The sequence below is a fragment of the Streptomyces boninensis genome, assembly GCF_048572725.1.
In the GTDB taxonomy this organism is placed as follows: Bacteria; Actinomycetota; Actinomycetes; order Streptomycetales; family Streptomycetaceae; genus Streptomyces; species Streptomyces boninensis.
Map to the genome: position 1 here is coordinate 6,351,436 of NZ_CP183837.1, position 18,471 is coordinate 6,369,906.

15 protein-coding genes are annotated in these 18,471 nt (G+C 72.8%); 10 read left to right on the forward strand and 5 right to left on the reverse strand.

Annotated elements, in window-relative coordinates; genetic code table 11:
• The 4 genes from ACNNMR_RS29170 (at nucleotide 1) to ACNNMR_RS29185 (ending at nucleotide 8,271) form a co-directional block, all read left to right on the forward strand.
• Nucleotides 1-3,387, forward strand: coding sequence for an ATP-dependent helicase (locus tag ACNNMR_RS29170; RefSeq protein WP_419997655.1), 3,387 nt, complete (start codon nucleotides 1-3; stop codon nucleotides 3,385-3,387).
• A gap of 113 nt (nucleotides 3,388-3,500) precedes the next feature.
• Nucleotides 3,501-4,217, forward strand: coding sequence for a hypothetical protein (locus ACNNMR_RS29175; RefSeq protein WP_419997656.1), 717 nt, complete (start codon nucleotides 3,501-3,503; stop codon nucleotides 4,215-4,217).
• A gap of 99 nt (nucleotides 4,218-4,316) precedes the next feature.
• Complete coding sequence (locus ACNNMR_RS29180; protein WP_419997657.1) at nucleotides 4,317-7,754, forward strand: UvrD-helicase domain-containing protein; 3,438 nt, start codon at nucleotides 4,317-4,319, stop codon at nucleotides 7,752-7,754.
• Nucleotides 7,732-8,271 (forward strand): DinB family protein, encoded by a 540-nt coding sequence (locus tag ACNNMR_RS29185; protein WP_419997658.1) that lies wholly within the window; start codon nucleotides 7,732-7,734, stop codon nucleotides 8,269-8,271. Before ACNNMR_RS29180 ends, ACNNMR_RS29185 begins: the two co-directional genes overlap by 23 nt.
• Nucleotides 8,272-8,273: 2 nt before the next feature.
• Here the strand turns inward: ACNNMR_RS29185 and ACNNMR_RS29190 are convergent, their stop codons facing one another.
• Nucleotides 8,274-8,681, reverse strand: coding sequence for a type II toxin-antitoxin system VapC family toxin (locus tag ACNNMR_RS29190; RefSeq protein WP_419997659.1), 408 nt, complete (start codon nucleotides 8,679-8,681; stop codon nucleotides 8,274-8,276).
• A complete protein-coding gene (locus tag ACNNMR_RS29195; protein ID WP_419997660.1) occupies nucleotides 8,678-8,956 on the reverse strand; it encodes a type II toxin-antitoxin system Phd/YefM family antitoxin in 279 nt (92 codons plus the stop codon). Before ACNNMR_RS29195 ends, ACNNMR_RS29190 begins: the two co-directional genes overlap by 4 nt.
• A 117-nt stretch (nucleotides 8,957-9,073) precedes the next feature.
• On the opposite strand from ACNNMR_RS29195, the gene ACNNMR_RS29200 reads away from it, so the two are divergent.
• Together ACNNMR_RS29200 and nudC are read left to right on the forward strand one after the other, a co-directional pair.
• Nucleotides 9,074-10,510, forward strand: a complete 1,437-nt coding sequence (locus tag ACNNMR_RS29200; protein ID WP_419997661.1) for a dipeptidase — start codon at nucleotides 9,074-9,076, stop codon at nucleotides 10,508-10,510.
• Complete coding sequence (gene nudC / locus ACNNMR_RS29205; protein WP_419997662.1) at nucleotides 10,507-11,445, forward strand: NAD(+) diphosphatase; 939 nt, start codon at nucleotides 10,507-10,509, stop codon at nucleotides 11,443-11,445. The genes ACNNMR_RS29200 and nudC overlap by 4 nt, the downstream gene beginning before the upstream one ends.
• Nucleotides 11,446-11,453: 8 nt before the next feature.
• On the opposite strand, the gene ACNNMR_RS29210 is transcribed toward nudC, so the two are convergent.
• Complete coding sequence (locus ACNNMR_RS29210; protein WP_419997663.1) at nucleotides 11,454-11,711, reverse strand: glutaredoxin domain-containing protein; 258 nt, start codon at nucleotides 11,709-11,711, stop codon at nucleotides 11,454-11,456.
• 99 nt (nucleotides 11,712-11,810) lie between these two features.
• On the opposite strand from ACNNMR_RS29210, the gene ACNNMR_RS29215 reads away from it, so the two are divergent.
• From ACNNMR_RS29215 to ACNNMR_RS29230, 4 genes are all read left to right on the forward strand, one after another.
• Complete coding sequence (locus ACNNMR_RS29215) at nucleotides 11,811-14,039, forward strand: ATP-dependent DNA helicase UvrD2 (protein ID WP_419997664.1); 2,229 nt, start codon at nucleotides 11,811-11,813, stop codon at nucleotides 14,037-14,039.
• Nucleotides 14,040-14,213: 174 nt separating this feature from the next.
• On the forward strand, nucleotides 14,214-14,567 hold the full coding sequence (locus ACNNMR_RS29220) for a hypothetical protein (RefSeq protein ID WP_419997665.1): 354 nt from the start codon (nucleotides 14,214-14,216) through the stop codon (nucleotides 14,565-14,567).
• 104 nt (nucleotides 14,568-14,671) lie between these two features.
• A complete protein-coding gene (locus tag ACNNMR_RS29225; RefSeq protein WP_419997666.1) occupies nucleotides 14,672-15,064 on the forward strand; it encodes a WhiB family transcriptional regulator in 393 nt (130 codons plus the stop codon).
• Complete coding sequence (locus ACNNMR_RS29230; protein ID WP_419997667.1) at nucleotides 15,061-15,381, forward strand: hypothetical protein; 321 nt, start codon at nucleotides 15,061-15,063, stop codon at nucleotides 15,379-15,381. The genes ACNNMR_RS29225 and ACNNMR_RS29230 overlap by 4 nt, the downstream gene beginning before the upstream one ends.
• Nucleotides 15,382-15,384: 3 nt before the next feature.
• On the opposite strand, the gene ACNNMR_RS29235 is transcribed toward ACNNMR_RS29230, so the two are convergent.
• Both ACNNMR_RS29235 and ACNNMR_RS29240 read right to left on the reverse strand, forming a co-directional pair.
• Nucleotides 15,385-16,788 (reverse strand): ABC1 kinase family protein, encoded by a 1,404-nt coding sequence (locus ACNNMR_RS29235; protein WP_420000517.1) that lies wholly within the window; start codon nucleotides 16,786-16,788, stop codon nucleotides 15,385-15,387.
• A 133-nt stretch (nucleotides 16,789-16,921) separates the two neighbouring features.
• The gene (locus tag ACNNMR_RS29240; protein WP_420000518.1) at nucleotides 16,922-18,175 is read right to left on the reverse strand and encodes a ThiF family adenylyltransferase; all 1,254 of its coding nucleotides are present in this window, start codon (nucleotides 18,173-18,175) and stop codon (nucleotides 16,922-16,924) included.
• Nucleotides 18,176-18,471 lie beyond the last annotated feature (296 nt).

Here is an 18,471-nt window from a genome sequence, read left to right on the forward strand (position 1 = left end):
GTGAGCACTCCCTCCGCAGCTACGGCCCCCTACCGCCTGGTCCGCACCGCCCCCGGACCGGTGCTTCCTCCTGCCTTGGACGCGTCGCAGCGCTCGGTGGTTGACCATGGCGCGGGCCCCCTGCTGGTCCTGGCGGGCCCGGGCACGGGCAAGACCACGACCCTCGTGGAGGCGGTCGCCGAACGCATCCGCCGCGGCGCCGACCCGGCCCGCATCCTCGTCCTCACCTTCAGCCGCAAGGCGGCGGTGGAGCTCCGTGACCGGATGGCGGCCCGCATCGGCGCCGCCCGCGCCCCCCAGGCCACCACCTTCCACTCGTACTGCTACGCCCTGGTCCGCGCCCACACCGACGCCGACCTCTTCACCGAACCCCTCCGCCTCCTCTCCGGCCCCGAGCAGGACCTGTTCGTACGCGAACTGCTGGCGGGCGAGGCCGAGCTGGAGACCGCGGCCCGCGCGACGGTCCGCTGGCCCGACGACCTGCGCGCCTGCCTGACGACCCGCGGCTTCGCCGACGAGGTAAGGGCCGTGCTAGCCCGCAGCCGCGAACTGGGCCTGGGCCCGCAGGCCCTCGCCGACTTCGCGGCGAAGACGGGCCGCCCGGACTGGTCGGCGGCGGCAGGCTTCCTCGCCGAATACCTGGACGTCCTGGACGCCCAGGGCGTACTCGACTACGCGGAACTGGTCCACCGCGCGGTCCTCCTGGCCGAGCGCGATGCCGCCGTCGCGGCACAACTGGCCTCGGCCTACGACGCCGTCTTCGTAGACGAATACCAGGACACCGACGCCGCCCAGCTCCGCCTCCTCCGCGCAATCGCCGGCCACGGCCGCACCCTGATCGCCTTCGGCGACCCCGACCAGTCCATCTACGCCTTCCGCGGCGCGGACGTGAACGGCATCCTCGGCTTCCCCCACGACTTCGTCCGCACGGACGGCACCCCGGCTCCGGTGGCCGTACTCACGACATCCCGCCGCTCGGGCGCGGACCTGCTGGCGGCAAGCCGCGAGGTGGCGAAGCGCCTGCCGCTCCCGCGGCTCCCGGCGGAGTCGGTACGGGCCCACCGGTCACTCGCCCCGATCCGGGAGGGTGGCTCGGCCGAGGCCTACACGTACCCCACCGCCAGCGCGGAACTGGCAGGCGTGGCCGACATCCTCCGCCGAGCCCACCTGGAGGACGGGGTCCCGTGGAGCGAGATGGCAGTCCTCGTACGAGCCGGCGGCCGCACAATCCCGTCGGTCCGCCGGGCACTAACGGCCGCAGGCGTCCCGCTGGAGACCTCGGGCGCCGACGTGGCACTCCGCCACGAGCCGGCGGTGGCCCCGCTCCTATTGGCGCTGCGCGCGGCGGCCGAGGGCGCGCTGACCGCACCCGCCAGCGCTGACGAGGGGGCGGGGTGGAGCGACGCCGCCGAAAAACCCCAGAGCCCGGCGGCGGCCGACCAGAGCGGTTTTTCGGTGGTGTCGCGGAACCCCGACCCCGGTCCACACGAAGGACCAGCCGCGCTCACCCCCGAAACCGCGATCACCCTCCTCACCTCCCCCCTGGGCGGCCTCGACGCCACCGACCTCCGCCGCCTCGGCCGAGCCCTCCGCGAGGAGGCCCGCACCGCAGGCGCACAGGTCCCACCCCCCTCCGACCAGCTCCTCGCAGAGGCCCTCGCGGAGCCATCGAGACTCGCCGCCCACGACCCGGCATACGCCCGCGGCGCCCAACGCCTCGGCACCCTCCTGGCCAAGGCCCGTACGACACTCGCCCACGGCGGCACCGCCGAAGACGCCCTCTGGCAGCTCTGGGACGGCACACCCTGGCCGGCAAGGCTGCAGCGCGCCGCCCGCCGAGGCGGCCCCGCGGGCCGCAACGCCGACCGCGACCTCGACGCCATCTGCGCCCTCTTCGAAACCGCCGCCCGCGCCGAAGAGCGCACCGGCGGCCGCGGCGCCCTCAACTTCCTCGAAGAAATCGACGCCCAGGACATCGCCGCCGACGTCCTGACCCGCCGCGCCATCCGCCCCGACGCCGTACGCCTGATGACCGCCCACCGCGCGAAGGGCCTCCAGTGGAAGCTGGTGGTCATCGCCCAGGTCCAGGAAGGCCTCTGGCCGGACCTCCGCCGCCGCGGCTCGCTCCTCGAGGCGGACCGCATCGGCCCCGACCGCCTGGAGGACCCCCTCACCCCGGGCGCCCTCCTGGCCGAAGAGCGCAGGCTCTTCTACGTGGCGGCCACCCGGGCCCGCGACCGCCTCATCGCCACCGCCGTACAGGCCCCGGCCGAAGACGGCGACCAGCCCTCCCGCTTCCTGGGCGAACTCGGCATTGAACCGAAAGACATCCGCACCCGCCCCCACCGCCCGCTCTCGGTCACCGCCCTCGTGGCCGAACTCCGCGCCACCACGGTCGACCCAGCCGCCGACCCGGCCCTCCGCGCGGCCGCCGCCCACCGTCTCGCCCGCCTGGCCGCACTCACCGACGACGGCCAGCCCCTGGTCCCCGCCGCCCACCCCAGCCGCTGGTGGGGCCTCGCCGAGCCGACCGCCAACGAGATCCCCGTCCGCGACCGCGACGCCCCCGTAGCCCTCTCCGGCAGCGCGCTGGACCTGCTGGTCAACAAGTGCTCCCTGCAGTGGTTCCTGGGCCGCGAGGTGAAGGCCGAGCAGCCCTCCTCCACCGCCCAGGGCTTCGGCCTCGTCGTCCACGCCCTCGCCGACGAGGTCGCGCAGGGTCGTACCCCCGCCGACCTCGACGTCCTCATGGAGCGCCTCGACACCGTCTGGGACGGCCTCGCCTTTGACGCCCCCTGGAAGAGCGACCAGGAGCGCCAGACCGCCCGCGAAGCCCTCGAACGCTTTCTGCGCTGGCATGTCATGGAGCGTGGCGGCCGCGCCGTCGTCGGCTCGGAGCACCCCTTCGACGTGACCTTGAAGGCCGGCGAGTACGAGGTGCGCATCCGCGGCAGCCTCGACCGGGTCGAGGAGGACGCCGAGGGCCGGGCGTACGTGGTCGACTTCAAGACCGGCAAGACAAAGCCGTCCGGCGCCGAGATCGAGTCGAACCCCCAACTCGCCGTCTACCAGGAGGCGATCAGGGCGGGGGCGGCCGACGACATCATCGGCGGAGAGGGCAGCGCGGCCGGCGAGCCCCCGCCCCTCGGCGGCGCCGAACTCGTCCACCTCCGCCTCCCCGCCCCCAAGCGCGAGGGCGGCGACGCCGTACCGGCCGTACAACGCCAGGACCCGCCCGAGGACGCCTGGGTCGGCGAGCTGCTTGCCACCGCCGCGGCGCGGGTACTCGACGAGCGCTTCCGCCCCACCCCCGGCGACCACTGCGCCACCTGCGCCTTCCGCGGCTCGTGCAGCGCTCAGCCGGAGGGCCGGCAGATCATCGAGTGAGCGTCCGGCGGGGGTGGCGCACGGGATGGCCAGGCACGCCCTCCGATTAACGGCGCCATCGCCTTGTGTGATGGTATGGGCCGTCTTCAACGCGTAAACAAGGAGTAAAGATCGTGTCTCTGAGGAAGCACGTCCTGGCGACCGCGGCGATCGGCGCGGCTGCGACCGTCGTTCTCGCAGGCTGTTCCGGGGGTGGCGACGACGACGGTCTTGCCAGCAAGTCGGCCGACCAGATCCAGGAGTCGGCGCGCAAGGCGATGAAGTCGGCGAAGTCCATGTCGTTCGACGCGAAGATGACGCAGAACGGCAAGCCGATGACGATGAAGATGTCGATGGAGAAGGGCGCGGGCAAGTGCACCGGCACCATCTCCATGGGCACCGGCACCGCCCAGATCCTCAAGATCGGCGAGGACAGCTACATCAAGGCCGACAAGCAGTTCTGGACGGACAACGCCGGCAGCGCCTCCCAGGCCGACGCCATCGTCAATCTGCTCGGCGACCGCTGGATGAAGATGGAGCCCGGCGACGACAGCTTCACGTCCGCCTGCGACCTGGCCCAGTTCCAGAAGAGCATGAAGAAGTCGAAGGACGCCAAGCTCTCCAAGGGCGAAGAGGGCACGGTGGACGGCACCAAGACCATCGCCATCAAGGAGAAGAAGAAGGACGAGACGACCACCCTCCAGGTCGCCACGGAGGGCAAGCCGTACGTCCTGAAGCTGGTGACGAAGGGCGACGAGCCCGGCACCGCGACCTTCTCCGACTTCAACGAGCCGGTGAAGGCCAAGGCCCCGGCCACGAGCGACGTGCTCGACGCGTCGAAGCTGCGCTGAGTCCGCGCGGCAGCGCATCGTACGCCTTGAGGCTTGGTCGGCGCCCGCCCTCACCCGTCCCCGCACGGAGTGTCGGCGGGCGCCGCTACCCTCGCTTGGGTGCCCGCTCGTCTCACCCATCCCGATGCGCTCAAAGAGCTGCTCGGGATCCCGTTCACCCCTGAGCAGGTCGCCTGCATCACCGCCCCGCTCGCGCCGCAGGTGATCGTCGCGGGGGCGGGCTCCGGCAAGACCACGGTGATGGCGGCCCGGGTGGTCTGGCTGGTGGGCACGGGGCAGGTCGCCCCGGGGGAGGTTCTCGGCCTTACGTTCACGAACAAGGCCGCGGGCGAGCTCACCGACCGCGTCCGCTCGGCGCTGCGCAAGGCCGGCGTGCTGGACGCCGAGCAGGAGCCCGGGCACGTACCGGACGTATCCGACGACGCGGCCGCCGACGAGCCCCGCATCGCCACGTACCACGCCTTCGCGGGCCAGCTGCTCACCGACCACGGCCTGCGCATAGGGCTTGAGCCAGGCGCCCGCCTGCTCGCCGACGCCACCCGCTACCAGCTCGCCGCGAAGGTGCTGCGCGCCGCCCCCGGCCCCTTCGCGGCGCTGACCAAGTCCCTGGCGATGCTGGTCAGCGACCTGCTGGCGCTGGAGGCCGAGCTGAGCGAGCACCTCGTCGGGCTGGACGAGCTCAAGCGTTACGACGCCGAGCTGCTGCGCGAGCTCGACCGGGTCAAGCTCACCAACGACGACCTCCGCAAAGTCCCCAAGGCGGCCCAGGGCCGCGGCGAGCTGCTGCAGCTGGTGCGCGCGTACCGCGAGGAGAAGCAGCGCCGCGACCTGATCGACTTCGGCGACCAGATCGCGCTGTCGGCGCGGCTCGCGGAGGGGCACGGCGCGGTGGGGCGCTTGCTGCGCCAGGAGTTCAACGTGGTGCTCCTGGACGAATACCAGGACACCTCCGTCGCGCAGCGGCGCATGCTCGCGGCGCTCTTCGGCGCCGGGCACGCCGTCACCGCGGTCGGCGACCCCTGCCAGGCGATCTACGGCTGGCGCGGCGCCTCGGTCGCCAACCTCGACGACTTCCCCCGCCACTTCCCGTACGCCGACGGCCGCCCCGCCACCCGCTACGCGCTCAGCGAGAACCGCCGCAGCGGCGGCCGCCTGCTGTCCCTCGCGAACGACCTCGCGGCCCCGCTCCGCGACCGCCACGCCGGCGTCGAGGCGCTCCGCCCGGCCCCCGGCGCGGAGTCGGACGGCTTCGTACGCTGCGCGCTGCTGGAGACGCACGCGGAGGAGCTGGACTGGCTCGCCGGCCACATCGCGCATTTGGTGCGTACGGGCACGCCGCCCGGCGAGATCGCCGTCCTGTGCCGTACCGCCGGGCACTTCGGCGAGATCCAGGCCGCGCTGGTGCGCCGGGACGTGCCGGTCGAGGTGGTCGGCCTGTCCGGGCTGCTCGACCTGCCGGAGGTCGCCGACCTGGTCGCGATGTGCGAGGTGCTGCAGGACCCGTCCGCGAACGCGTCCCTGGTGCGCCTGCTCACCGGCCCGCGCTGGCGCATCGGCGCGCGTGATCTGGCGCTGCTCGGGCGGCGGGCGCGGCACATGGTGTACGTCGCCGGGGCCCGGGACGCGGAAGATCTCGACCGGCGGCTGGCGGCGGCGGTCGAGGGGGTGGATCCGGCGGAGGTGGCGTCGCTGGCGGACGCGCTGGACACCTTCCTGGACGCGGGGTCGGACCCCGGGGACGAGCTGCCGTTCTCGCCGGAGGCGCGGGTGCGCTTCGCGCGGCTGGCGGCTGAGCTGCGCGATCTGCGGCGTTCGCTGGCGGATCCGCTGATGGACGTACTCCACCGGATCCTGGCGGTGACCGGCCTGGAGGTGGAGCTGTCGGCGTCCCCGCACGCGCTGGCGGCGCGGCGCCGCGAGACGCTCGGCAACTTCCTGGACGTCGCCGCGAACTTCGCCTCGCTGGACGGGGACGCGACGCTGCTGGCCTTCCTGGGCTTTCTGCGGACGGCCGCGCAATACGAGAAGGGCCTGGACAACGCGCTGCCGGGGGACGGCTCCGACACGGTGAAGGTCCTGACGGCGCACAAGTCGAAGGGCCTGGAGTGGGATGTGGTTGTCGTCCCCGGCCTGGTGTCGTCGCACTTCCCGAACACCGATGCCCGCGAGTCGTACGCCTCCCAGGCCAAGGTCCTCCCGCACGGCCTGCGCGGCGACGCGGCGACGCTGCCGGAGGTGGCCGACTGGTCGCGCCAGGGCGTCAAGGCCTTCAAGACAGCGCTGCGCGACCACCAGGCGGTGGAGGAGCTCCGCCTGGGCTACGTGACCTTCACCCGCCCGCGGAAGCTGCTGCTCGGATCGGGGCATTGGTGGGGCCCGACGCAGAAGCGCCCGCGGGGCCCGTCCGGCTTCCTGGAGGCGCTGCGGGAGCACTGCGAGGCGGGCACGTGGGGCGAGGTCGAGGCGTGGGCGGACGCCCCGGAGGAGGACGCGGAGAACCCGGCGCTGCGCGCGGCGGAGGAGGCGGCGCAGTGGCCGATGCCCCTGGACCCGGCGGCGACGGCGCGGCGGCGGGAGGCCGCGGCGGCGGTGGAGCGGCACCTGGCGGAGCTGGAGCGGGCGCGGGCGCATCCGGGGGATGCGGGCGCGGAGGCGGAGGAGGTGCCGCTGCCGGATGAGCCGCCACTGCCGGAGGAGGACCTGGACGAGCCACCGCTGCCGGACTACGAGCCGGATCCGGGAGAGGACCCACAGCCCGGCCCGCAGCCGGAACACGAGGCACCGCACGACACCGAGCCCGCCCCGTACAACGATCCGTCCTCCCTCCCCGCCGAACACCAGCGCATCCTCACCTCCTGGGACCGCGACATCGAGGCCCTCGAAGCGGAGTTGCGCGCCGCGCGCCGCTCCGTCCACGACGTGCCGCTCCCGGCGACCTTGACCGCATCCCAGCTGATGCACCTCGCCGCCGACCCGGACGGCTTCGCGCAGGAGCTGGCGCGGCCCATGCCCAAGGCGCCCGCGCCCTCGGCCCGCCGCGGCTCGCGCTTCCACGCCTGGGTGGAGTCCCGCTTCGACGCGCAGCCGCTCCCGCTGCCGGGCCCGGACGAGGACGGCGTGGAGGAGGACGCAGACGCCACCGAGGCAGCGGAGATCGCGGACGAACGCGACCTGGCAGCGCTCAAGGCGGCCTTCGACCAGACCCCGTACGCAAACCGCACCCCGTACCGGATCGAGGCCCCCTTCCAGCTCACCCTCGCCGGCCGGGTGATCAGGGGCCGTATCGACGCGGTCTACGAGAACGACGGCCACTACGAGGTCATCGACTGGAAGACCACCAGATCCCGCACCGCCGACCCTCTCCAGCTGGCGATCTACCGGCTGGCGTGGGCGGAGCTGATGGACGTACCGCTGGAGCGGGTCCGGGCGGCCTTCGTCTACGTCCGCACGGGCGAGGTCGTGCACCCGGAAAACCTCCTGGGCCGCACGGAATTGGAGCAGCTACTGTCCCCGCATGACGAACACGCCCACGGCTGATCGCACGGACGACGACGCCAACCGCCCCACCGGCGACATAGCCCCACCCGCCGGTAACGCCGACGAGCGCACCACCCTCGTCGGCTTCCTCGACTACCTCCGCGAGGCCGTGGCCCGCAAGGCCCTGGGCGCCCCCGACGCCGAGGCCAGGGCCGCCGGGGTGCCGTCCGGGACCAGCCTCCTGGGCCTGGTGAAGCACCTCACCGGAGTCGAGCACAACTGGTTCGTCTGGGGCTACGCGGGCGAGGGCGACGACCAGGTCGACCACAACGCCCCGGTCAAGGCCGAGGAGACCGCGGAAGATCTCGTAGCCGCCTACCGCACCGCGACCACCCGCGCCAACGAGGTCATCGCCAAGGCCCCCGACCTCGACACCCCCGGCACCCGCTCCGTCCGCCCGGGCATGGCCCCCGCCTCCATGCGCTGGATCCTCGTCCACATGATCGAGGAAACCGCCCGGCACGCGGGCCACGCGGACATCCTCCGCGAACACATCGACGGTGCGACAGGCCGCTGACCTCAGGCCCCAGGCGCTGCAGTTACCAGACCGATGTCCGCTGCCGCCGCCAGCAGTCGCTTGTCGTACGTGACGAAGGTCAGTGACTCGGAGCCGGGCTGGTCGGCGAGCAGGTGTGCCGTGGCCAGGTGGACGGAGTCCAGGGACCTGAGCATCGGTTCCGTATACGCGGCCGCTGTGGCTCGTACAGCGGCGTCGATCTCGACTCGGTAGAGGCGTGCCAGCGTGCTGGGAACTCCGGCCAGCGACCGTGGCGCCGCGCGCCGCAGTGCCCGGGGCACCTCGACGTCTACCAGAGCCGAGGCGACCAGCGGATCATCCGGGCGCGCGTTGAGCCACTCCACGAGCTCTTCAGTACATGGCTCACGGCGGACCATTTTCACGATCGCCGCGGAGTCGAGGTAGATCACCGGCTTTCCTCATCCCGGATGTCCACCAGGGCCGCGGCGGAATCAATCTCCGGGTCGCCGAGCGCTGGGGGCATCGGGACGGGGCCGTACGAGGTGGGGGCGAGGGCACGGCCCTCGGCGACCATCCGGTCGACCATCGACTGGGCCGGGGTGATAGGGACGAGCCGCGCTACGGGCGTGCCGCTCACGGTGACCTCCAAGGTCTCACCGTGCTGCACCCGGGCCAGCACGGCGCTGGTGTTCTGATTCAACTCACGTACCGGGATGCGCTCCATGATGGCAGTGTAGAACGACGAGTTCTACGGCGAAAGGGAGGTTTGCTCCGAACGGGTGAATGGGGCACCGGCTGGTGATAATCAAGCCACTTCCAGCAGCGATTACGCTTGAAGACCATGAGCACCACCCCCGCGCCGGACAATGACGTCCGGGCTTACGTCTCCGCCCATCGCGACGGGTTCCTCGGCGAGCTTGCCGAGTGGATCCGGATCCCGTCCGTCTCCGCCGATCCTGAGCACGCCGGGGACGTCCGGCGGAGTGCTGAGTGGCTGGTGGCGAGGCTCAAGAACACCGGGTTTCCCGTCGCCGAGGTGTGGGAGAGTGCGGGGCTGCCCGCCGTGTTCGCCGAGTGGCCCGCCGACGCGGGCGCCGGAGCGCCCACCGTTCTCGTTTACGGGCACCACGACGTGCAGCCCGCCGATCGCGCCGACGGCTGGCACACCGAGCCCTTCGAGGCCACCCCCAGCGAGGACGGCGCTCGCCTCTACGGGCGGGGCGCCGCCGACGACAAGGGGCAGGTGCTCTTCCACACCCTGGGCGTGAAAGCCCACCTGCATGCCACCGGGCGCAGCGCCCCCGCCGTGCACCTCAAGCTGCTCATCGAGGGCGAGGAGGAGTCCGGCTCGCCGAACTTCCCCGCGCTGCTGCGCGAGCACGCCGACCGGCTCGCCGCCGATGTCGTGATCGTCTCCGATACGGGGATGTGGGCCGCCGACACCCCGACCGTCTGCACCGGCATGCGCGGCCTCACCGACTGCCAGATCGATCTCTACGGGCCCGACCAGGACATCCACTCCGGATCCTTCGGCGGCGCCGTCCCCAACCCCGCCACCGAAGCCGCCCGCCTCGCCGCAGGACTGCACGACGCGGACGGCCGCGTCGCCATCCCCGGCTTCTACGACGGCGTCGTCACGCTCACCGACCGCGAGCGCGAGCTCTTCGCCGAGCTGCCCTTCGACGAGGACAGCTGGCTGCGCACCGCGCACTCGCACGGCACCGGCGGCGAGGCCGGCTATTCCACGCTGGAGCGCATCTGGGCCCGGCCGACCGCCGAGGTCAACGGCATCGGCGGCGGCTACCAGGGCCCCGGCGGCAAGACCATCGTCCCCGCCACCGCCCAGCTCAAGCTCTCCTTCCGGCTCGTCGCGGGACAGGACCCGGAGAAGGTGCAGGAGGCCGTCCGCGCGTGGGTGGCGGCCCGTATCCCGGACGGAATCCGGCACGAGCTCGCCTTCCTGGGCGCCACCAGACCCTGTCTGACCCCGCTCGACGACCCCGCGCTGCAGGCGCTGGTACGGGCCATGAGCCGGGCCTTCGACGGGGCGAAGATCCGCTTCACGCGGGAGGGCGGGTCCGGGCCCGCCGCGGACATCCAGGACGCGCTCGGTGCGCCGGTGCTGTTCCTCGGGATCTCCGTGCCGTCGGACGGCTGGCATGCGCCGAATGAGAAGGTGGAGACCGACTTGCTGATGAAGGGTGCCGAGGCCGCCGCCCACCTCTGGGGCGAGCTGGCCGACGTGCGTACCGCAGGGGGAGAGGGAGTCCAGGAGTGACCACCGTACCGACGCAGGGTGCGCTCGTGCCGCCGCTGACCGGGGCGAACGGCATCGACCGCGCCGCCCACCACCGCCTCGACGAGGCCTGGCTGGGGGCGGCCTGGAGCCATCCGACCACCCGCGTCTTCGTGGTCTCCGGCGGGCAGGTGCTGATCGACGACACCCCGGACGGGCGGACCGAGCTGGTCATGATCCCGTCCTTCGAGGCGCCCTTCACCGAGCAGCACCGCTATTTCCTCGGCACGGACGAGGACGGGGTGCGCTATTTCGCGCTGCAGAAGGACAGCCTCCCGGGGCGCATGGACGCCTCCGCGCGCCCGGCCGGGCTGCGCGAGGCCGGGATGCTGCTCGGCGACCGGGACGCGGCGCTGATGGTGCACGCGGTCGCGCTGGAGAACTGGCAGCGCAGCCACCGCTTCTGCTCCCGCTGCGGGGAGCGCACGCAGATCGCCGCCGCCGGGCACATCCGGCGCTGCCCGGCCTGCGGGGGCGAGCACTATCCGCGTACCGACCCCGCCGTGATCATGACGGTCACGGACGAGGACGACCGGGTGCTGCTGGGCCGGCAGGTGCACTGGCCGGACGGGCGCTTCTCGACGCTGGCCGGCTTTGTGGAGCCGGGGGAGTCGATCGAGGCGGCGGTGCGGCGCGAGGTCTTCGAGGAGGTCGGCGTCGAGGTCGGCGAGGTGGAGTACCTGGCCAGCCAGCCGTGGCCGTTCCCGTCGAGCCTGATGCTCGGCTTCACGGCGCGGGCGAAGACCACCGAGATCCAGGTGGACGGGGACGAGATCTCCGAGGCCCGCTGGTTCTCCCGGGACGAGCTGCGGGCCGCCTTCGAGTCCGGGGAGGTGCTGCCTCCCTACGGGATCTCGATTGCGGCCCGCCTGATCGAGCGCTGGTACGGCAGCCCGCTGCCGAAGCGTGGGCTTTAGAGCCTGTCTTACGCCGCCAGCGACTCCTTGATCCACTTCAGCGGCGGGTTGCCCATCGCGCGCTGCTCGCCGCCGGCCTCCGGGACGACCACGACGGTCGGGACCAGCTGGTTGCCGTCGTTGACGCTCTCGACGTACGAGGCGGACTCCGGGTCCTGCTCGATGTTGATCTCGGTGTAGGCGATGCCCTCGCGGTCCATCTGGCTCTTCAGCCGGCGGCAGTAGCCGCACCAGGTGGTGCTGTACATCGTCACAGTGCCCGCCATGGGTCCACGCTCTCCTCAAAGTCGCCGTGCGTGATTGCAGTGGAAGAACGTATCCGGAGGGCCCGCCATTCCCGGCCGGGGACCTGGCAGCATGGCGGGGTGACATCCGCACCGCAGCCCCCGTCCGCCACCCTCTTCCCCGAGGCTCCCGACTCCGCCGACGCCGTCCTGGACGGCCTCGACCCGGAGCAGCGCGAGGTGGCCACGGCGCTGCACGGCCCGGTGTGCGTGCTGGCCGGCGCCGGTACGGGCAAGACCCGGGCGATCACGCACCGGATCGCGTACGGGGTGCGGGCCGGGATCATGCAGCCGGCCAGCGTGCTCGCGGTGACCTTCACCAACCGGGCCGCGGGGGAGATGCGCGGGCGGCTGCGGCAGCTCGGCGCGGCCGGGGTGCAGGCGCGGACCTTCCACTCGGCGGCGCTGCGGCAGCTGCAGTACTTCTGGCCGAAGGCCGTCGGCGGCGAGCTGCCGCGGCTGCTGGACCGCAAGATCCAGGTGGTGGCGGAGGCCGCGGCCAGGGAGGGCCTGCGGCTCGACCGCGGCGAGCTGCGCGACGCGGCGGGCGAGATCGAGTGGGCGAAGGTCACCCAGACCGTGCCCGAGGACTACGCGGCGGCGGCTCTCAAAGCCGGCCGGGAGGCGCCGCGGGACGCCGCCGAGCTGACCGGGATCTACCGGGCGTACGAGCAGCTCAAGCGCGAGCGCACGATGATCGACTTCGAGGATGTGCTGCTGCTGACGGTCGGCGTGCTGAGCGACCGGCCGGACATCGCGGAACAGGTGCAGCAGCAGTACCAGCACTTCGTGGTGGACGAATACCAGGACGTCAGCCCGCTGCAGCAGCGGCTGCTGGAGCTGTGGCTCGGCGACCGGGACGGGCTGTGCGTGGTCGGCGACGCCAGCCAGACGATCTACTCCTTCACCGGGGCCACCCCCGATCACCTGCTGGACTTCCGCAACCGGCACCCGCAGGCCACCGTCGTGAAGCTGGTCCGCGACTACCGCTCCACGCCCCAGGTCGTCCACCTCGCCAACGGGCTGCTGAACCAGGCCGGCGGCCGCGCCGCCGCCCACCGCCTGGAGCTGGTCGCGCAGCGCGAGCCCGGCCCGGCGCCCGCCTATGTCGAGTACGGGGACGAGCCCGAGGAGGCCGACGGCACCGCCCGGCGGATCCGCAAGCTGCTCGACTCCGGGGTGCCGGCGAGCGAGATCGCGGTGCTGTACCGCATCAACGCCCAGTCCGAGGTCTACGAGCAGGCCCTCGCGGACCACGGCGTCCCGTACCAGCTGCGCGGCGCCGAGCGCTTCTTCGAGCGGCCGGAGGTGCGGCAGGCGGGCGTCGAGCTGCGCGGTGCCGCCAAGGCCGGCGGCAATGACGCGCTGCTCGACGGGGCGGCGGACCTGCCGGCGCAGGTGCGGGCGGTGCTCGGCGGCATGAAGGGCGGCGGCTGGAACCCGGAGCCGCCGGCCGGCTCCGGGGCCGTACGGGAGCGGTGGGAGTCTCTGGCCGCGCTGGTGCGGCTCTCCGAAGACTTCGGCGCGGCTCGGCCGTCGGCGTCGCTGGCCGACTTCGTGGCCGAGCTCGCCGAGCGGGCCGCGGCGCAGCACGCGCCGACCGTGGAGGGCGTCACGCTCGCCTCGCTGCATGCGGCGAAGGGGCTGGAGTGGGACGCCGTCTTCCTGGTCGGACTGACCGAGGGCATGCTGCCGATCACGTACGCCAAGACCGATGAGCAGGTGGAGGAGGAGCGGCGGCTGCTGTACGTCGGGGTGACCCGGGCGCGGCAGCACCTGTGCCTGTCGTGGGCGGTGGCGCGCTCGCCCGGGGGGCGGGCGTCGCGGCGGCCCAGCCGGTTCCTGGACGGGCTGCGGCCCGGGTCCGCGGGGGCGCGGCCCGGTGGTGGCTTCGCGGGCGGGCAGGGCGGCATCGAGCGGGGGACGGCGGGCGGCGCCCGTGCCGGTCGCGAGCGGCCCGCGGCGCCGCGGCAGCGGCGGCAGGTGCGCTGCCGGGTGTGCGGGCGGACGCTCACCCAGGCGGGCGAGATCAAGCTGATGCGCTGCGAGGACTGCCCGGCCGAGCTGGACGAGGGGCTGTACGAGCGGCTGCACGACTGGCGGACGGCGGTGGCGCGGCGGATCGGGCAGCCCGCGTACTGCGTCTTCACGGACAAGACGCTGCTGGCGATCGCCGAGAACTGCCCCGCCAACGCGTCGGAATTGTCCGGCATTTCGGGTGTGGGGCAACGAAAACTCAACCGATTTGGCGACGATGTTCTCGCCATCTGTGCAGGTCAGGAGCCATCCGAGGAAGATGGCGAGGGCTGATGCGGGAAAATCCCGCGAAAAATAGTTTGCGCGCCGCCTCGGAAGGCTCATAGCCTTCCGAGCACGGAAGCGGGCAGCTCTTCCCGGGCCACCCGGTTCCGTGTTGTACTAGACCCCTTGACCGGCGCAAGCCGGTCAGGACCGAGACGACTATCCAGAAAGGAGGCGAGCCCAGTGTCGACGATCAACGTGAAACTCAACGGTCGCGGTGCCGCCGCCTCCTGCCTGCTTGCCGTCCCGGCCCTGGTCAGTGCGGAGTCCTCGGTTCGCGCCACCGGTCTGTCCAGCAATGGGCTCTCCGGCGTCGACGCTTCCCGTGCGATCCGTAATGACCGACCGACCAAGGCACTCGTAGCAGCAGCGGCGCAGGCCCCCCAGGCCTATGCCTTCGCGACCACGGGTGCCGGCCTCCGAGAGCAGGCGTGGGTCATCGGCGGCTTTGCCTCCGGTACGACGACTGCCATGACGAAGCAGCACCTGAAGATGCGGGCCTACCGCGGCCTCGAACCCTGGAAAGATCCAGCCTGATCGCCAAGATCACGCCGGCACCTTCCAGGGCCGCGGAACCCGTCACCGGGATCCGCGGCCCTTTTGATTTGGGCCAACAGCCCGACCAGCACGACCCGAGACCGATGAACCAGAAGACAGGAAGGCACCACGTGTCCACCCCAGTGCACGAGCAGCCCCTCCCGCCCGCAGGCCCGCCTTCACAACCCACCGACCCGGAGGTCCCCTTGACCCAGCTGACTGCTCTTACCGAGCTCGACGAGCGCATCGAGCGCCTCGGCGACCTCGTCCCTTGCCGGAGCTACGACCCGGAGGTCTTCTTCGCCGAGTCGCCGGCCGACGTCGAGTACGCCAAGTCGCTCTGCCAGACCTGCCCGGTGCGTGAGGCCTGCCTGGCCGGCGCCAAGGACCGGCGTGAGCCGTGGGGCGTCTGGGGCGGCGAGCTGTTCATCCAGGGCGTCGTGGTGCCGCGGAAGCGGCCGCGCGGTCGTCCGCGGAAGAACCCGGTCGTGGCATGAACAGCCACGGCACCATCGCCCGCCCATCAGCGCACGACCCCAAGAAGCAGGTCCCGGCCATGTCCCCGATGAACCCGTCCAGCGACTATCCGTACGCACACACCGAAATCGGCGCCATCGACGAGCGCCAGAACAGGAAGCTCGAAATGCAACTCATGCCAGAAGCACTGGCCAGAGCGCAATATCAGGAACGCCTTCGCGAGGCCGACGGCGAGCGGGCGGTCTCCCGCCTGCTCAGCGCCCGCAGGCTCCAGCGCCGCGCCGAGCGCGCGCAGCTGCGAGCCCGCCGGGCACTCGCGATGGCCGTGATGCAGTGAGACCTACGCCGTAGCCTCGGCGTCTGTCTCCAGGGGACCGCCCTCAGGGCGGTCCCCTTCTGCTATGTCCGGGGCGGTGAACCCCGGCAGCCACTCCTCGAGTTCATCCCGCATCCGCACCCGCGCGCCGAGCTGGCAGAGCACCCCGATCGTGGACAGCGTCACCCGGTGGATCAGCAGATACGACGGCGGCAGATTCAGCTGCCGGCCCAGCTGATGCGCCGGATTGCGCGGGTCGGCTATCCGGGCCGCCTGCGTCCGCATCCAGCTCCGGGTGAACGTGAACCGCTCCACCGCCGCGGGCTCGATGATCGGCACCAGATAGTCGAGCACCGCCTCCGGGTCCAGGTCGATGTCCTCTTTTACGAAGCCCTCCGCACGCAGCAGCTCGTACACCGCCTCGGCCTCACCCTGCAGCGTCATGCCCAGCGCGATGCCGATGGTGTCCGGCAGCCCCTCCGGCAGCCGGTCCACGGTGCCGAAGTCGAGCACCCCGAGCCGCCACTGCGCGGGGTCGTCCTCGGAGCCGGCCGCCTTCACCAGCCGGAAGTTTCCCGGGTGCGGGTCGGCGTGCAGCAGTCCGGTGCGGGCCGTGCCGGAGAACAGGAAGCGGGCCAGCAGCTGCCCCGCGCGGTCCCGCTCCGCCTCGCTGCCGCCGGCTATCAGCTGCGCCAGCGGTATGCCGTCCATCCACTCGGTGACCAGCACCTGCTCGGCCTGGTGCAACACGTCGGGCACGAGTACGTCCGGGTCGCCCGCGAACTCCGCCGCGCAGACCGCCTGCGCCTTCGCCTCCAGTGCGTAGTCCAGCTCCTCCGAGACGCGGGCGCGCAGCTCCGCGATCAGCGGCTTGATGTCCATGCCCGGGATCAGCGGGCCGAGCAGCCGGGCAAACCGGCCCAGCTGCGTCAGGTCCGACAGCAGCGCCTCGCCCGCGCCCGGATACTGCACCTTGACCGCGACCTCGCGGCCGTCATGCCACACCGCGCGGTGCACCTGCCCGATCGAGGCCGCGGCCGCGGGGCGGTCGTCGAACTCGGCGAAGAGCTCCCGCCAGTCCTCGCCGAGGGCCTCGGCGAGCACGCCGTGCACGGTGGCCGCGGGCAGCGGCGGCGCCGCCTCCTGGAGCTTGGTCAGCGTCGCGCGATACGGCCCGGCTATGTCCTCCGGCAGCGCCGACTCGAAGACGCTCAGCGCCTGGCCGAACTTCATCGCCCCGCCCTTGAGCTCGCCCAGCGTCCTGAACAGCTGGTCCGCGGTGCGCTGCTGCAGCTCCCGGCCGACGATCTCCGCCGACTTCCCGCCGATCCGCTTGCCTATGCCCCAGGCGGACCGCCCGGCAAAGCCCAGCGGCAGCGCCGCCAGCTTCGCCGTCCGCGTGAAGGCCTTGCGCGGCAGGTCGCTCAGCTGCAGCTCGTCGTCGGTGCTGTGGTTGTCCTGTCGGTCGTCGGTCTCCGGCAGGTCGTCGGTCGTCTCCGGCAGGTCGTCGGCCGGCGGCAGGTCGCCGTGCTCGTCCGCAGGGTCCGGCTTGCGCGGAAGATCAGACATGAACTCCTCCAGCTTCCTGCTCCGCGGCCCCGCCCTCGGCCGCCGCGCCACAGCCGCACCGCGGATGCGGAGCCGGCCGACATGTCTCCCAGCTGAGCGCCGGCAGCGCACACTCGAGACGCGCCCCGGCGATGGGCGGAAGCCGCCCGTCGAGGAACGTCAGCGCATGTGCGGCTGCCAACCCCGCCACCATTGTCGCCAACGCGATATCGCAGGCGGCCACCCCCTCTCGGCGACCGCCGGACCGCCACTGTGCCACCATGCGCGGCCACTCCGGCTCCCGCTCGCACCGCTCCGCGGCCATGCACCCCGAGCAGGCCGATTCCCCAGGCAACACCAGCGGGCCCACCACGCCCGTGCCCTCCAGCACCCCCGCGTACACGTGCGGCACCCCGGCAGCCATCAGCTGCTCGACAGCCCCCGGATCGGGCGCGTACGCCCCGAGCCCATCACGCGGCGCCATCACCACGAGCGCGAGCGGCAGCTCGGGCCCCTCGCGGGGCCGTCCCGGGCTGCGGCCGAGGGATGGCTCGGGGCCCTGGCGTGGGCGCCCTCGTCGTCCGCCGAGGGGTGGCTCGGGGCCCTGACGCGGCAGTCCTCGTCCTCCGCCGCGGGGCGGCTCGGGGGCGGCCCGCGGTCGCCCCCCGCCTTTGCCGCGCGCCCCCGGTGACCAACGACGCACCTCTTGCTGCGCCGCCACGGCGCGCCGCTCGCCGATCCGGTCCGGCGGCAGGCCGCCCGGCGCCGTCTCCCACGGGGTCACGCAGCCGCCGTCCTGTACGTCGACCCGGCCCACTCCCGCCGCCGCGAGCAGCGTCGCCACCGTCGCGCCCACCCGGCCTGCGCCGCGCACCTGCACCCGTGTCGCCCGCCGCGCCGCCAGGCGCTCCACCGCCGCGGCGGGCTCGCGGTGGACCACCGAGAGCGCGGCATGGTCGGCGCGCAGCCGCTCCAGCACGTCCGGCCGGGCGCGCAGCCGCGCCGCGGGCTCGCCGCCGCCGGTGGTGTCGTCGAGCAGCCCGGCGGTCGCGAGCGCGTCGAGCAGCGCATCCGCCTGGCCGGGCGCCAGGCCGTACCGCGGGGCCTCCTGGCGCAGCAGCGGCAGCCCGCGCGTCCCGTCGAGCAGCTCGAGAAACGCCCCCGTGGCCGGATCGACCGGCCCCAGCTTCACCGCATGCGCCCGCCCCGCCCCGAACTGCAACGTCTGCCGCCCCCGCCACGCCCGCCGCAAAGCCGGTTTCAGCACCGGATGCCCCAAGGCCGACCGCGCGCTGGCCCGCTCCGGCTCGCGCACGAAAGCCTGCTCCGGCTCGCGTACGAGGCCTGCCTCCGGATCCCGTACCGGGCCTGCGTCCAGGTCCCGTACCGGGCCCGTTTCCGGGTCCCGTACAGGTCCCGTCTCCGGGTCCCGTACCGCCCCCGCCTCCCGCGCCCCCGTCGGCCCCCGCTCCCGGCCCGCCCCACGCGCAGTCACCGTCTCCGCCCCCGTGTCCATCCCATCCCCCCCCGTCCCGCGCCCGCCGACCCGCCGGACGCCGCTTT